This window comes from Luteimonas salinilitoris (assembly GCF_041300785.1).
Lineage (GTDB): Bacteria > Pseudomonadota > Gammaproteobacteria > Xanthomonadales > Xanthomonadaceae > Luteimonas > Luteimonas salinilitoris.
This window is the reverse complement of sequence record NZ_JBFWIB010000003.1, coordinates 40,553-53,444: the sequence shown is the minus strand read 5'-3', so window position 1 is coordinate 53,444 and position 12,892 is coordinate 40,553. Positions and strand designations below refer to the sequence as shown.

The 12,892-nt window shown below is 70.0% G+C and carries 13 protein-coding genes, 1 tRNA gene and 1 pseudogene; 8 read left to right on the top strand and 7 right to left on the bottom strand.

All coding sequences use genetic code 11. From position 1 onward, the window contains the following. Positions 1 to 512: 512 nt before the first annotated feature. Positions 513 to 1,331 (top strand): EcsC family protein, encoded by an 819-nt coding sequence (locus tag AB5T46_RS06995; RefSeq protein ID WP_370563172.1) that lies wholly within the window; start codon positions 513 to 515, stop codon positions 1,329 to 1,331. A 105-nt stretch (positions 1,332 to 1,436) separates the two neighbouring features. Here AB5T46_RS06995 and AB5T46_RS06990 read toward each other — a convergent pair whose 3' ends face one another. The 5 genes from AB5T46_RS06990 to AB5T46_RS06970 all read right to left on the bottom strand — a co-directional run bounded on the left by AB5T46_RS06990 (position 1,437) and on the right by AB5T46_RS06970 (position 6,072). Continuing rightward, a complete protein-coding gene (locus AB5T46_RS06990) occupies positions 1,437 to 2,294 on the bottom strand; it encodes an alpha/beta hydrolase family protein (protein WP_370563171.1) in 858 nt (285 codons plus the stop codon). Further along, a complete protein-coding gene (gene thiD, locus AB5T46_RS06985) occupies positions 2,291 to 3,094 on the bottom strand; it encodes a bifunctional hydroxymethylpyrimidine kinase/phosphomethylpyrimidine kinase (protein WP_370563169.1) in 804 nt (267 codons plus the stop codon). The genes AB5T46_RS06990 and thiD overlap by 4 nt, the downstream gene beginning before the upstream one ends. A 291-nt stretch (positions 3,095 to 3,385) precedes the next feature. Then, positions 3,386 to 4,786: a PhoH family protein gene (locus tag AB5T46_RS06980; RefSeq protein WP_370563167.1), complete on the bottom strand. Its 1,401-nt coding sequence runs from the start codon at positions 4,784 to 4,786 to the stop codon at positions 3,386 to 3,388. A 133-nt stretch (positions 4,787 to 4,919) separates the two neighbouring features. Further along, on the bottom strand, positions 4,920 to 5,402 hold the full coding sequence (locus AB5T46_RS06975; protein ID WP_370563165.1) for a peroxiredoxin: 483 nt from the start codon (positions 5,400 to 5,402) through the stop codon (positions 4,920 to 4,922). Between the two features lie 103 nt (positions 5,403 to 5,505). Beyond that, on the bottom strand, positions 5,506 to 6,072 hold the full coding sequence (locus AB5T46_RS06970) for a glycine cleavage system transcriptional repressor (protein WP_370563164.1): 567 nt from the start codon (positions 6,070 to 6,072) through the stop codon (positions 5,506 to 5,508). A 190-nt stretch (positions 6,073 to 6,262) separates the two neighbouring features. Here AB5T46_RS06970 and dapA point away from each other — a divergent pair, with 190 nt between their 5' ends. Next, positions 6,263 to 7,168 (top strand): 4-hydroxy-tetrahydrodipicolinate synthase, encoded by a 906-nt coding sequence (dapA, locus tag AB5T46_RS06965; RefSeq protein ID WP_370563162.1) that lies wholly within the window; start codon positions 6,263 to 6,265, stop codon positions 7,166 to 7,168. A gap of 15 nt (positions 7,169 to 7,183) precedes the next feature. Continuing rightward, on the top strand, positions 7,184 to 7,705 hold the full coding sequence (locus tag AB5T46_RS06960; protein ID WP_370563161.1) for a hypothetical protein: 522 nt from the start codon (positions 7,184 to 7,186) through the stop codon (positions 7,703 to 7,705). Positions 7,706 to 7,957: 252 nt separating this feature from the next. On the opposite strand, the gene fdxA is transcribed toward AB5T46_RS06960, so the two are convergent. Both fdxA and AB5T46_RS06950 read right to left on the bottom strand, forming a co-directional pair. Beyond that, complete coding sequence (gene fdxA / locus AB5T46_RS06955) at positions 7,958 to 8,281, bottom strand: ferredoxin FdxA (RefSeq protein ID WP_149196480.1); 324 nt, start codon at positions 8,279 to 8,281, stop codon at positions 7,958 to 7,960. Positions 8,282 to 8,458: 177 nt separating this feature from the next. Continuing rightward, a tRNA-Glu gene (locus tag AB5T46_RS06950) sits at positions 8,459 to 8,534 on the bottom strand. 184 nt (positions 8,535 to 8,718) lie between these two features. On the opposite strand from AB5T46_RS06950, the pseudogene pcnB reads away from it, so the two are divergent. The 5 genes and pseudogenes from pcnB to panC form a co-directional block, all read left to right on the top strand. Then, positions 8,719 to 10,008 (top strand): annotated as a pseudogene (gene pcnB / locus AB5T46_RS06945) (polynucleotide adenylyltransferase PcnB); the annotation flags it as partial. Further along, complete coding sequence (folK, locus tag AB5T46_RS06940) at positions 10,005 to 10,496, top strand: 2-amino-4-hydroxy-6-hydroxymethyldihydropteridine diphosphokinase (RefSeq protein ID WP_370563160.1); 492 nt, start codon at positions 10,005 to 10,007, stop codon at positions 10,494 to 10,496. The pseudogene pcnB and the gene folK, both read left to right, overlap by 4 nt. A gap of 187 nt (positions 10,497 to 10,683) precedes the next feature. Beyond that, positions 10,684 to 11,493, top strand: coding sequence for a 3-methyl-2-oxobutanoate hydroxymethyltransferase (gene panB, locus AB5T46_RS06935; protein ID WP_370563158.1), 810 nt, complete (start codon positions 10,684 to 10,686; stop codon positions 11,491 to 11,493). Positions 11,494 to 11,521: 28 nt separating this feature from the next. After that, positions 11,522 to 11,899 (top strand): hypothetical protein, encoded by a 378-nt coding sequence (locus AB5T46_RS06930; protein ID WP_370563157.1) that lies wholly within the window; start codon positions 11,522 to 11,524, stop codon positions 11,897 to 11,899. A gap of 25 nt (positions 11,900 to 11,924) precedes the next feature. Next, positions 11,925 to 12,779, top strand: a complete 855-nt coding sequence (gene panC / locus AB5T46_RS06925) for a pantoate--beta-alanine ligase (protein ID WP_370563156.1) — start codon at positions 11,925 to 11,927, stop codon at positions 12,777 to 12,779. Positions 12,780 to 12,892 lie beyond the last annotated feature (113 nt).

Sequence of the window (12,892 nt, the reverse complement as noted above, 5' to 3'; positions counted from 1 at the left end):
GTCGATGGGCAACCATCGACCCTTTGTTGTTTTGGTTCTGGCTTTGCCCGCGTCGCCTGGTGGTCGGCTGTCGCCGTGAGTAACGCCCTTCGGCTCGTCGCGCGCAGCGCATCGAACGGCGGCAACGGCCGGGAACCGCAGGAGGTGCTGCTGCGGCAAGGTTCGGGGGCATCGCGCGCATGGCGCGCTCCTACGAACACGACAGGCGTCCGGTTGCCCGGATCGAGCCCGCCATTTCGTAGGAGCGGGCCACGCCCGCGATACCGCGGGTGTCGGACGTGGGTTCATGGAGGCCGCAAGGTCGGGGGCATCGCGCATGGCGCGCTCCTACGGGCGCGTGATCCCGGAATTCTCGGTCGCGCCTGGATTCGACCCGCGCGCACGACCGCGATGACAAGCGCATGCAGACGCATCCCGCAGGAGCGCACCATGCGCGCGATGCCCGCATCCAGCGCCGAACCGTGGGTAGGATGGCCGGGTCGATCGCAATCCACGCGGAGTATCGTAGGCGCATGAACCAGCTCGTCCCGTCGCTGTCGGCCCATGAATTCGAGGATCTGCGTCGCGCCCGCGAGATGCTGGAAAGTCCAGGCCTCGCCGCGCAACTGGCCAATGCGGTCGGTGCGCCGATGGAATACGTGTTCGCCCGGCGACTGCCGGCGCCGGTCACGCGGTTGATCCAGTCGTCCACCCGCAAGGCGCTGGAGCAGTCGCTGCGCATGGCGACCGCCACCCTGGATGCGCGTGCGCGCAGCAAGCCGGCACGCAACGGCGTGCACACCGCCGCGGTCGCCACCACCGGTGCGGTGGGCGGTGCGTTCGGCCTGTTCGGGCTGGCGCTGGAACTGCCGCTGACCATCACCGTCATCCTGCGTTCGATCGCCGACATCGCGCGCAGCGAGGGCGAACCCCTGGACGATCCGGGCGCCACGCTCGCCTGTTTCGAGGTGTTGACGATGGGCGGCAGGAGCGCGCGCGACGACGGCGCCGAATCGGGCTACTTCGCCGCACGTGCGGTGCTGGCGCAGCAGGTCGCGGCAGCGGCGGAATACATCGCCGCGCACGGGGTGATGAGCAAGGGCGCGCCGGCGATCGTGCAGCTGCTGGCGGCGATCGCGTCGCGCTTCTCGATCAACATCAGCCAGAAGATCGCGGTGCAGAGCGTGCCGGTGGTCGGCGCGGTCAGCGGCGCCACGCTCAATATGCTGTTCATGCGGCATTTCCAGCGCATGGCGCGCGGGCACTTCATCGTGCGGCGGCTGGAGCGGCGCTACGGCGCCGAGGCCGTGCGCGAAGCCTATGCGGCGTCGAGCGCGGCTGCCGGTATTTAGCGGTCCGGGCGCTCGGCTGACATCACCCGCATCAGTGTTCTGGCCGAATCCGTAGGAGCGCGCATGGCGCGCTCCTACGGGGAAGAGGAAGATCGTTTTCGCAGCTCAACCGAGCTCGATCGACAGATCCCCGGCGAGCGTTCGGGCGATGGCGCCGGGTTCCTGCAACCAGGCGAAGTGATCCGCGCGCACCTGCAGATCGCCGGCGTCCATCTGTACGACCCGGCTCCGCGCCGGGCGCAGCTTCGACAGCAGGAAACGCAGCGACGACTCCGGGCACAGCCAGTCGTCGCGCAGGGCGACCGCCCGCACCGGGACGGTGACGCGCGACAGCGCCGCCTCGAGATCTGTCTCAAGTCCGGCCGCGGCATAGCGCCCGCTGAGCGCGGTGCGCGCCCAGTCGCCGATCACGCCGCGCGCCTCGTTGCCGCCGAAGCCGATGGTGCGCCCCGGCAGGGAACCGCGGCGCTCGGCCAGCCACGGCAGGAAGCGATACGCCAGCGGCAGCCACAGCCGCTGCGGCAGCGGAAACGCGCGCCAGTACGGCGCGCCGCTGGCGACCAGCCAGAGCCGTTGCGCCGCCTGCGGCCGCAGCGCCAACCGGCAGCAGGCGAGCTGGCCGCCGAGGCTGTGGCCGCCGACCACGCGCTCGAGTCCCGGCAGTGCCTGTGCGATCGCGGCTTCGCTGGCCGGCAGGTCGCGTGTCAGCAGCGCGTGGTAGCCCCAATCGCTTTCGCGGGAAGCGCGCAGGTTGCTGCTGCCGAAGCCGCGCCATTCGTGCACGAACACCGCGATGCCCAGCGCGGCCAGGGCATCGGCGAACGGCAGGTAGTTCCTGGCGGCCACGCCCAGCGCCGGCAGCCACAGCAGCGAGGCACGCGGTTGCGCCGGCAGTCGCGCCGGCAGCGACCACCGGTGCCCGTCGTCCGCCTGTAGCGGCAGTTCACGCGCATCGGTCGTCACACTGCGGCACCGATGTGATCGAGCACCAGCACGTCTCCGCGTCCCGGGCGATAACCGCCGAGCAGGGCGCGATGCACGTAGTCGGTCGCGGCGGCGCAGGCCTCGTGCAGCGGCAGCCCGCGGCACAGGTTGGCGGCCACCGCCGAGGCGAGCGTGCAGCCGGTGCCGTGTGCCGAATGCGGCAGGCGCGCATGCACCAGTTCGCGCACGCCGTCCGCATCGGCAAACAGGTCGATGACCGTGCCGGCGTCGTCGTCGAGATGGCCGCCCTTGAGCAGCACCGCGCCGGGGCCGGCAGCCAGCAGGTCCCGGCAGGCCGCGTGCATCGCCGCGCGATCGGCGATGCGCCGGCCCAGCAGCAATTCGGCTTCGGGCAGGTTCGGCGTGACCAGGGTGGCCAGCGGCAACAGGTCGCGCTTCAACGTCGCCAGCGCCGCGTCCTCGAGCAGCTTGGCGCCCGAGGTGGCCACCATCACCGGATCCAGCACCACCTGCGGGGGCGCGTGCGCGCGCAGCGCGTCGGCGACGGTCGCGATGATATCGGCATTGGCGAGCATGCCGAGCTTGACCGCCGCGATCCGGAAATCATCGAAGCAGGCATCGATCTGTGCACGCAGGAAGTCGGCCGGCGGGGCATGGACCGCGCTCACGCCGCGGGTGTGCTGCGCGGTCAGCGCCGCGATCGCCGACAGGCCGTGCACCCGATGCGCGGCGAAGGTCTTCAGGTCGGCCTGTATTCCCGCGCCGCCGCCGGAGTCGGAACCGGCGATGGTCAGTGCGGACACGATGCGATCGGACATGGCGATCATTGTGCATGGATCGCAGCGGGGCGTCCCGCGGCCGTGCATGGCTGTCGTGGGAGCGACGGAAGTCGCGACGCTTCACAACCAGCGGGCGTCGCGACTTGACTCGCCGCTCCGCGGCTCGCCCTTCGGGCCGGCTTCGCCGTTAACTCGCTGCGCTCGTTTCGTCGCTCCCACAATGGGGCGCCTGCCACCCCGTGCCGCGATGCGTTCCGGTCTGTGCCGGAATGATGGGCAGACCGCTACGCTCTTCCCGAATCCCGAATCCCGAATCCCGAATCCCGGCCTTTAAAGCACCTCTGACGCGTAGTCGGCCAGGCGCGAGCGCTCGCCCCGGCGCAGGGTGATGTGGGCGCTGTGGTCCCAGGCCTTGAAGCGATCCACCGCGTAGGTCAGGCCCGAGGTCGTCTCGGTCAGGTACGGCGTGTCGATCTGCTCCACGTTGCCCAGGCAGACGATCTTGGTGCCGGGGCCGGCGCGGGTGATCAGGGTCTTCATCTGCTTGGGCGTCAGGTTCTGCGCCTCGTCCAGGATCAGCCAGCGGTTGAGGAAGGTACGGCCGCGCATGAAGTTCAGCGAACGGATCTTGATGCGGCTGGCGAGCAGGTCGTTGGTCGCCGCGCGGCCCCAGCTGCCGCCTTCCTGGTTGTGGGTGAGCACTTCCAGGTTGTCGGTCAGCGCGCCCATCCACGGCGTCATCTTCTCCTCCTCGGTGCCGGGCAGGAAGCCGATGTCCTCGCCGACGCTGACCGTGGCGCGGGTCATGATGATCTCGCGGTAGCGCTGCTGGTCCATGGTCTGCGCCAGTCCGGCGGCGAGCGCCAGCAGGGTCTTGCCGGTGCCGGCGGTGCCGAGCAGGGTGACGAAGTCGATCTCCGGGTCCATCAGCGCGTTGAGCGCGAAGTTCTGCTCGCGGTTGCGCGCCAGGATGCCCCAGATCGCGTGCTGGCTGCTGCGGTAGTCGTCGACGATCTGCAGCGTGGCCTTGCCGCCGTCGACGCGGGCGACGCGGAACTCGGCCTCCTCGTCGCCGGGCAGGTAGAGGTACTGGTTCGGATGCCAGCCGTCTTCCTCGCTTGCGTGCACCTCGTAGTACGTGCGGCCCTTGTCGGTCCAGGACTTGAGGTCCTTGCCGTGGCGCTGCCAGAAGTCCTCGGGCAGCGCGTTGGCGCCGGTGTAGAGCAGGCTGAAATCGTCCAGCGCGCGGTCGTTCTCGTAGTCCTCCGAGGCGATGCCGGCGATCGCGGCCTTGATCCGCAGGTTGATGTCCTTGGACACGAACACCACCGGCAGTTCGACATCCTGCTGCTGCAGCGCCTGGATGGCGTGGATGATGTCGTTGTCGGGGATCTTGCCGTCGCCGGGCGGGCGCCGCGCCTCCAGCGCGCCGGTCTGGAAGCTGAGCCGGCCGATGCTGTCGGCGCCGCGCAGCTGCAGGCCCCTGGGGCGCTGCAGGACGAGGCCGGAAGCGATCTTGTCCGCGCCCTGGTCCTCGATCAGCTCGTTGATGAAGCGGCTGACCTGGCGCGCATTCCGGCTCGCTTCGGAGGTGCCCTTCTTGCCGGTGTCGAGTTCCTCGATGACCTGCATCGGCAGGTAGACATCGTGCTCCTCGAACTTGAACAGCGCGGTGGGGTCGTGCATCAGGACATTGGTGTCGAGCACGTAGATGCGCTTGCCTTTGGTCATCATCGGCTTGGATATCGCCTGTTGAGGTGGGAACGGCCCCGTAGAGCGGAGCTTGCTCCGCTGCGCGGTCTCCGGAGACGAGAGCAGCGGAGCAAGCTCCGCTCTACGGGGGTATTCGGAGCGCGCCTGGGAGTCACTTGCCTTGGGCGGCCTTCAGCGCGTCGAGCACGGCCTCGGCATGGCCGGGTACCTTGACCTTGCGCCAGGCCTGCGCGATCCGGCCGTCGGGATCGATCAGGAAGGTGCTGCGCTCGATGCCCAGTACCTTGCGGCCGTACATGTTCTTTTCCCTGATCACGTCGAACGCGCGGCACAGCGTCTCGTCCGGGTCGCTGACCAGGGGAAACCTGAATCCCTGCTTGCCGCAGAAGTTGTCGTGCGACTTCACCGAGTCGCGCGACACGCCCAGCACGGCCGCGTCGCGGCGCTTGAACTTCGGCAGCAGCGCGTTGAAGTCCAGGCCCTCGGTGGTGCAGCCGGGGGTCGAGTCCTTGGGGTAGAAGTACAGCACCAGCCACTTGCCGGCATAGTCGGCAAGGCTCGCGGTGGCGCCGCCGGACAACGCCAGCGGCAGCGAAAGGGTGGATTTGGGCAGGGACTTGCCGGTCTCGATCATGTTGATTGTGATTGGTGATTCGTGATTGGACGAAGAAAGAAGCGGAACGGTCGGAGAAGGCGGCTCTTGCGAATCACCAATCACGAATCGCCAATCACGGTCCTCAGAATTTCATCGGATCCATGATCGCGTCCAGGTTGAGGTGGTCGCAGAACTCGAGGAAGTCGTCGCGCAGCGCGGCGATGTGCATGTCGGCGGGCACGCCGATGGTCACCTGCGCCGAGAACATGTCGGCGCCGGTCTGCATCGCGCGGTAGCGGGAGGAATGCAGGCTTTCGATGGTGATGCCCTGGCGGTCGAAGAAATCCGCCAGCTGGAACAGGATGCCCGGCTTGTCGGCCGCGACCACCTCGACCACATAGGGCAGCAGGTTCGACTGCACCGGCTTGGCGCCGGTGCGGTACCAGATCAGCTTCAGGCCTTCCTCGCGGTCGAGACGGGTCAGCATCGCCTCGAGCTTGGCGACCGCGTCCCAGGAGCCGGTGGCCAGCGCGGTGACGGAGACGTCACGACCGACGGTGGACAGGCGCGCATCGACGAGATTGCAGCCGCTGTCGGCGATCCGCCGGCTCACCGTCAGCAACGGCGATTGCGGATGCGTCGTATAGGCGTTGATCAGCAGATGGTTCTCGTTCGGCGCGGGACGGGGAGCGGTGTCGGAATCGGTCAAGGCGGCGTCCGCGAAAAGTCGGGTCTGAACGGCGACCCGGCCATGGACCGGATGCCGCGACCAGCATACTTGCCCGTGCTTCGGAGCCGCAAGTAAGATCGGCACCGCCGTGGGCTTTCGGCGCGCCAGTCCGTCCACCGGACACACGAAACGTAATTGCGCCGGCCGGCGCAGACCAGAGAACAGCATCTTGCGACTTTCCGGCAGCATCACCGCCCTGGCGACGCCGTTCAGCGTCTCCGGGGAACTCGACCTCGACGCCTGGCGCCGCCTGCTGCAGCTGCAGCTCGACGGCGGCACGCAGGGCCTGGTGGTGGCCGGATCGACCGGCGAGGCCGCGGCGCTGTACGAGGCGGAATACGACGCGCTGCTGCGGACCGCGGTGGAAGTGGTGGCCGGACGCATCCCGGTGCTGGCCGGGACCGGCCAGTCGAACACCGCCAAGACGGTCGAACAGACGCGCCGCGCCGCGGCATTGGGCGCCGATGCCGCGCTGGTGGTGACGCCGCCCTACGTGCGCCCGACCCAGGCCGGCCTGGCGGCCCACTACCGCGCCGTGGCCGACGACGGCGCGCTGCCGCTGGTGCTGTACAACGTGCCCGGCCGCACCGGCTGCGACCTGCTGCCGGAGACCGTCGCCGACCTGGCGGCGCACGCGCGCATCGTCGCGGTGAAGGAGGCGCGCGACGAGCCGGAGCGGATGCAGGCGCTGCTGGCGTTGAAGTCCGACGCGTTCGCGGTACTGAGCGGCGACGACCCGACTGCCGCCCGGGCCATGCTCGCGGGCACCGACGGCGTGATTTCGGTGGTGTCGAACATCGCCCCGTGCGCGTTCCGCCGCCTGGCCGACCTGGCGCTCGCAGGCGATGAGGCCGAAGCGCGGGCGCTGGAGGCACGGCTGCAGCCGCTCTACCGCTTCGCCGCGGTCGAGCCCAACCCGATCCCGATCAAGGCGCTGCTCGCCCGCGCCGGCATCGGTCACGGTCTGCGCCTGCCGTTGACGCCGCTGGCATCCGCGCACGCCGACACCGCCGAACGCGTCGCCGCCGCGGTCGACGAACTCGAACGCGCCTGCCGCGATACACTCGCGGCCTGATCCCAGGAGACACCGATGTTCCAGACCCGTCCCGTGTTCCGCACCACCGTCCTCCTCGCGCTGGCCGTCGCCGTGCTGGCGGCCTCCGGCTGCCGCTGGTTCCGCAAGGAGAACGCGCTCTACGCGCAGAGTGCGGAAAGCCGGCCGCTCGAAGTGCCGCCGGACCTGGACCGCCCCGCCGGCGACGCGTCGATGGCATTGCCCGAGGCGCCGCAGTCGGTCACGCGGTCGTCGATGACGCCGGCGCGGCAGCCGCAGGGCGCCAGCGCCACCGGCTTTACCGTGGCCGGCGAACGCGACCAGGTCTTCGCCCGGGTCGGTGAGGTGCTCGAGGCCACGCCGGGGCTCACGATCTCCAGCCGCGCGCAGATCCTGGGGACCTACGACATCGCCTACGAAGGCAGCAATTTCCTGGTGCGCATCGCTCAGGCCGGGGAGGGCGCCTATGTCTCCGCGGTGGATCCGCGCGGACAGCCGGCTTCCGGCGAGGGCGCGACCAAGCTGATCGCTGCGCTGCGCGCGGAGCTCGGCGGCTGAGTTCCAGATCCACCGGAACGACACCGAACGGGCGCCGACGGCGCCCGTTCTCATATCCGGGAGGCAAGCTCACCCCACCCGTAGGAGCGCGCCATGCGCGCGATGCCGCGGGTGCCTGCAGGATCCGGTGGATGCCGCGATTCTGGACCGGCAGGCGCGCCGGTCACCGGAATTTGCGGGCGGCGCAATGCCCGCGGCATCGCGCGCATGGCGCGCTCCTACGAAGCGGCCGGCACCGATCCCCGCGGGGATTCAGCGCTCCAACAACGGCAGCTTGTCCGGCTTGCCTTCCCACTCCTTGGCGTCGGGCAGGCCGTCCTTGCGGGTGGTGATCACCGGCCAGTCTTTCGACAGCTCGGCGTTGAGCGCGACGAACGCCTCCTGGCCGGCCGGCACGTCGTCCTCCGGATAGATGGCGTTGATCGGGCATTCCGGCTCGCACAGGGTGCAGTCGATGCACTCGTCGGGATCGATCACCAGGAAATTCGGCCCCTCGTGGAAGCAGTCGACCGGGCACACCTCCACGCAGTCGGTGTACTTGCACTTGATGCAGTTCTCGGTGACGACGAAGGGCATGGACAACGATCCTCGAGGCGTTCCTGTGGTGTGCGCGCAGTGTAATCCAGCGCGTCGAAACACGCCGCCAAGGGCGCGTGCCGGCTTGCCGGCCGCGTCGGTCCGGGCAAAGAAAAACCCGGCCGGAGCCGGGTCTTCTGCAGCATCCGCGTCTTGCCGGCGGATGCCTGCGGCATATGGCGCTCCCTACGGGATTCGAACCCGTGTTTTAGCCTTGAGAGGGCCACGTCCTAGGCCTCTAGACGAAGGGAGCTGGGGATCGGCCCTGGGGCCACCGGCTGGACGACCGGTTCGCAGCGACCGGATCGGCCGTGCAGCTTGCTAGTATAGCAGGACAACGGGCAGCGCAGCACCGGCCAACGGCCGGAACGACGCCCGACCGACCCTCACCAGAACCCTAGATGCCGACCCAGAACGACACCGCATTGATCGGGCCGCGCAGCATCCCGCGCGACCAGCATTCCATCTCCCGCAAGGGCATCAGCCCCAACGCGCTGCGCGTGCTGTACCGCCTGCGCGAAGGCGGGCACGAGGCCTACCTGGTCGGCGGCGCCGTGCGCGACCTGCTGGTGGGGCTGCAGCCGAAGGACTTCGACGTCGCCACCGACGCCACCCCCGAGCAGGTCAAGGCGCTGTTCCGCAACTGCCGCCTGATCGGGCGCCGCTTCCGCCTGGCGCACGTGGTGTTCGGGCGCGAGATCATCGAGGTGGCGACCTTCCGCGCCAACATCGACGACGGCAGCGGCGACCGCGAGACCCACGCCGGCGGGCGGCTGCTGCGCGACAACGTCTACGGCACGATCGAGGACGACGCGGTGCGCCGCGACTTCACCGCAAACGCGTTGTACTACGCGATCGAGGACTTCTCGGTGCGCGACTACACCGGCGGGTTCGAGGACGTGCAGAACCGGGTGATGAAGCTGATCGGCGATCCCGAGCTGCGCTATCGCGAGGATCCGGTGCGGATGCTGCGCGCGGTGCGCCTGGCCGCCAAGCTCGGTTTCGGCATCGATCCCGAGAGCGCGGCGCCGCTCCCGCACCTGGCTTCGCTGCTGGGAGAGGCGGCGCCGGCGCGGCTGTTCGAGGAATGCCTGAAGCTGTTCCTGTCCGGGCACGCCGAGGCCAGCTTCCTCGGCCTGGAGCAGAACGGCCTGCTGCCGGCGCTGCTGCCGGAATCGGCGGCGGCGATGGCCGCCAACCGCAGCGGCGCGCTGCGCCGCATGTTGCTCGAAGGCCTGCGCAACACCGATGCACGGGTCGCCGCGGAGGAGCCGGTGTCGCCGGCCTTCCTGTTCGCGCTGCTGCTGTGGCCGGCGTACTGCCGCGCGCTGATGGCGCTGCAGGCCGAAGGCGTGCACGCGGCCGAGGCGCAGCGCCGCGCCGCCGACCGCGTCACCGTGCACCAGCTGACCACGGTGGCGCTGCCGCGCCGGTTCTCGCTGCCGATGCAGGAGATCTGGCTGCTGCAGTCGCGCTTCCCGCTGCGCCAGCGCAAGCGGGTGGTGCGCACGTTGTCGCATCCGCGCTTCCGCGCCGCGTTCGATTTCCTGGTGCTGCGGCAGAGCGCGTCGGACGACCACGCCGAGGATGTCGCCTTCTGGCGCGAGGCGCAGCAGGATCCCGATCACGCCATCGCCGCCCACCCGCCGGAGGCCGAGGCTGATACCGAAGAGGGCGCCGCGCCGCGCAAGCGCCGCCGCCGGCGGCGTTCCGCGGCAGCGGAATGAACCGGCCGGCCGTCGCCTGCGTCGGCCTCGGCGGCAACCTGGGTGATGTCGCGGCCACGTTGCGCAAGGCGATCGCGGCGCTGGCGGCGCTGCCGGATACGCGCCTGTTGCGGACGTCGCGTTTCTACCGCACCCCGCCCTGGGGCGTGGAGGCGCAGCCCGGTTTCGTCAATGCCGCGGTGGCGCTGGAAACCGGACTCGTCGCGCGGGCGCTGCTCGATCAGCTGCTGCGGATCGAACGCGACTTCGGCCGCGTCCGCGCCGCCGACGACCGCTGGGGTCCGCGCACGCTCGACCTGGACCTGCTGCTGTACGGCGAGGCGGTCGTCGACGAACCCGGCCTGCGGGTACCGCATCCGCACCTGCACGAGCGCGCGTTCGCCCTGGCGCCCCTGCTGGAGGTGCTGCCCGAGGCCGTGATCCCGGGCATCGGCCCTGCGCGTGATGCGCTTGCCACGCTGGATACGGCCGGTATCGAGCCGCTGTAGGTGATCTGGTCCGCAATCGTCGCGCGAGAGCATGGGGACGGCTTCAGCCGCGACGGGGCGCATGCCGACGACGGATGGTCTCTGCCGTTGTTCGCCTTCGCGACGCGCGGCGGCGCGTTCATCGTCGCCGCCGCCCAAGGGGCTGCCTGGCGCGGCTGCCTGGCGCGGCAGCGGTTAAGCTAGGCGCATGAATACCGCTGCCAGACCGTTGACCGTTCCCGACCTTGCCGCCGCCCGGCGCGAAGGCCGCAAGCTGGCGATGCTGACCGCCTACGACGCCGGCTTCGCGCGCGCCTGCGACGACGGCGGCGTCGACCTGGTGCTGGTCGGCGATTCGCTCGGCATGGTGGTGCAGGGGCAGGCTTCCACCTTGCCGGTCACCGTCGACGACATCGCCTACCACACCCGTTGCGTCGCGCGCGGGCTGTCGCGCGCGCTGCTGGTCGCCGACCTGCCGTTCCAGGCCGATGCCACGCCCGGGCGGGCGCTCGATGCCGCCACCCGTCTGCTGCAGGCCGGCGCCGGCATGGTCAAGCTCGAGGGCGCCGGCCACAAGCTCGAGACGATCCGTTTCCTGGTCGAACGGGAAATTCCGGTCTGCGGCCATCTCGGCCTCACGCCGCAATCGGTGCTGCGCTTCGGCGGCTTCCGGGTGCAGGGGCGCGAGGACGCGGCCGCCGCCAAGCTGCGCGAGGACGCGCTGGCCGTCGCCGCGGCCGGCGCCGCGCTGCTGGTGCTCGAATGCGTGCCGTCGGCGCTGGCGTCGGCGATCACCGCCGCCAGTCCCGTACCGACCATCGGCATCGGTGCCGGCGCCGGCTGCGACGGCCAGGTGCTGGTGCTGCATGATTTCCTCGGCCTCGAGAGCGGTCATCGGCGGCCGAAATTCGTCAAGGACTTCCTGGAAGAGGGCGGTTCGGTGGCGGGCGCGGTGCGGGCCTACGTGGCCGCGGTGCGTGACGGGTCGTTCCCCGACGAGGCGCATAGCTATGCCTGAGCGGACCCCAGCCGGCCGGGAGCCGGCAGTGCAGCGGCGGTTGTGGCCGCTGGGCGTGTTCGTCGCCGCCTTCCTCGGCGGATCGATCTGCGCCGCGCTCGCGGCACGGGTGCTGCTGGAGGCGCATTTGCGACAGGACTCGATGCTGTACCAGTACCTGTCCAGGGAGTTGGCGCAGGGCGATGTGACGACCCGGTTGTCCACGATCGAGGCGGCGCAGCGCGGCGAGCTTGACGACGTCATCCGGCTTAACTGCATCCATCTCAAGCGCGGGATCGCCCAGTTGTCGATCGTTCGGGAAGGGGCGCGGGAGCAGGGTGGCTACGAGGAACTCGCGGACCGGGCGGGGGCCGTGATCGACGCGCTGGAAGCGCAGGGGAAATGCGGCATGCCGCCCGCAGGATGAGTGGGCACGGGGGAGCGATCCGGCAGTGGATATCTGCGGCGAACTGACCGACCTGCGCTTGCGCGTGGCCGCCTGGCGACGCGAGGGCCTGCGCATCGGCTTCGTGCCGACCATGGGCAACCTGCACGCCGGCCACTACTCGCTGGTGCGGCTGGCACGCGACCATGCCGACCGCGTGGTCGCCAGCGTGTTCGTCAATCCCACCCAGTTCGGCCCCGGCGAGGATTTCGCGCGCTACCCGCGCACCCCGGAACGGGATGCCGCCGGGCTCGAGGCGGCCGGCTGCGATCTCGTCTGGCAGCCGTCGGTCGAGACCATGTATCCGTTCGGTGCCGAGCACGCGGTGCGCATGCGCGTGCCCGGCGTCACCGAGGTGCTCGACGGCGCCCATCGTCCCGGTCATTTCGATGGCGTGTGCACGGTAGTGTCGCGACTGTTCAACCAGGTGCAGCCGGACGTCGCCGCGTTCGGCCGCAAGGATTACCAGCAGCTGGCGGTGATCCGCGATCTGGTCCGCGATCTCGCGTTCCCGTTGCGGTTGCTTGCCGGCGACACCGTGCGCGAAGCGGACGGGTTGGCCATGAGTTCGCGCAACCAGTACCTGTCGGAAGCGGAACGCAGCGTTGCGCCGGAGCTGCATCGCGCCCTGCTGGCGATGCGCGATGCGGCGTGGGCGGGCGAATCGCGGGCGTCGGCGGAAGCCGCGGCGCGTTCGCGCCTGCAGGCGGCCGGTTTCCAGGTCGACTATGCGGTGATCCGCACGCCGGCACTGGCCGAACCGGAGGCGGGCACCGACGGCCCGCGGGTCGCGCTGGCGGCGGCGCGGCTGGGCGCGACGCGGCTGATCGACAATCTCGAGTTCGAACTGCCGCCCGGCTGAGGGTCACGGGCGCGGCGAGAGTCGTTTGGCGGTTTCCTGAACTCGCGTCCGGGCCTATGTTGCGATGCAGAAAATCGCCCCTATACTTCCGGAATCAGCGGATTTCCGCGCCC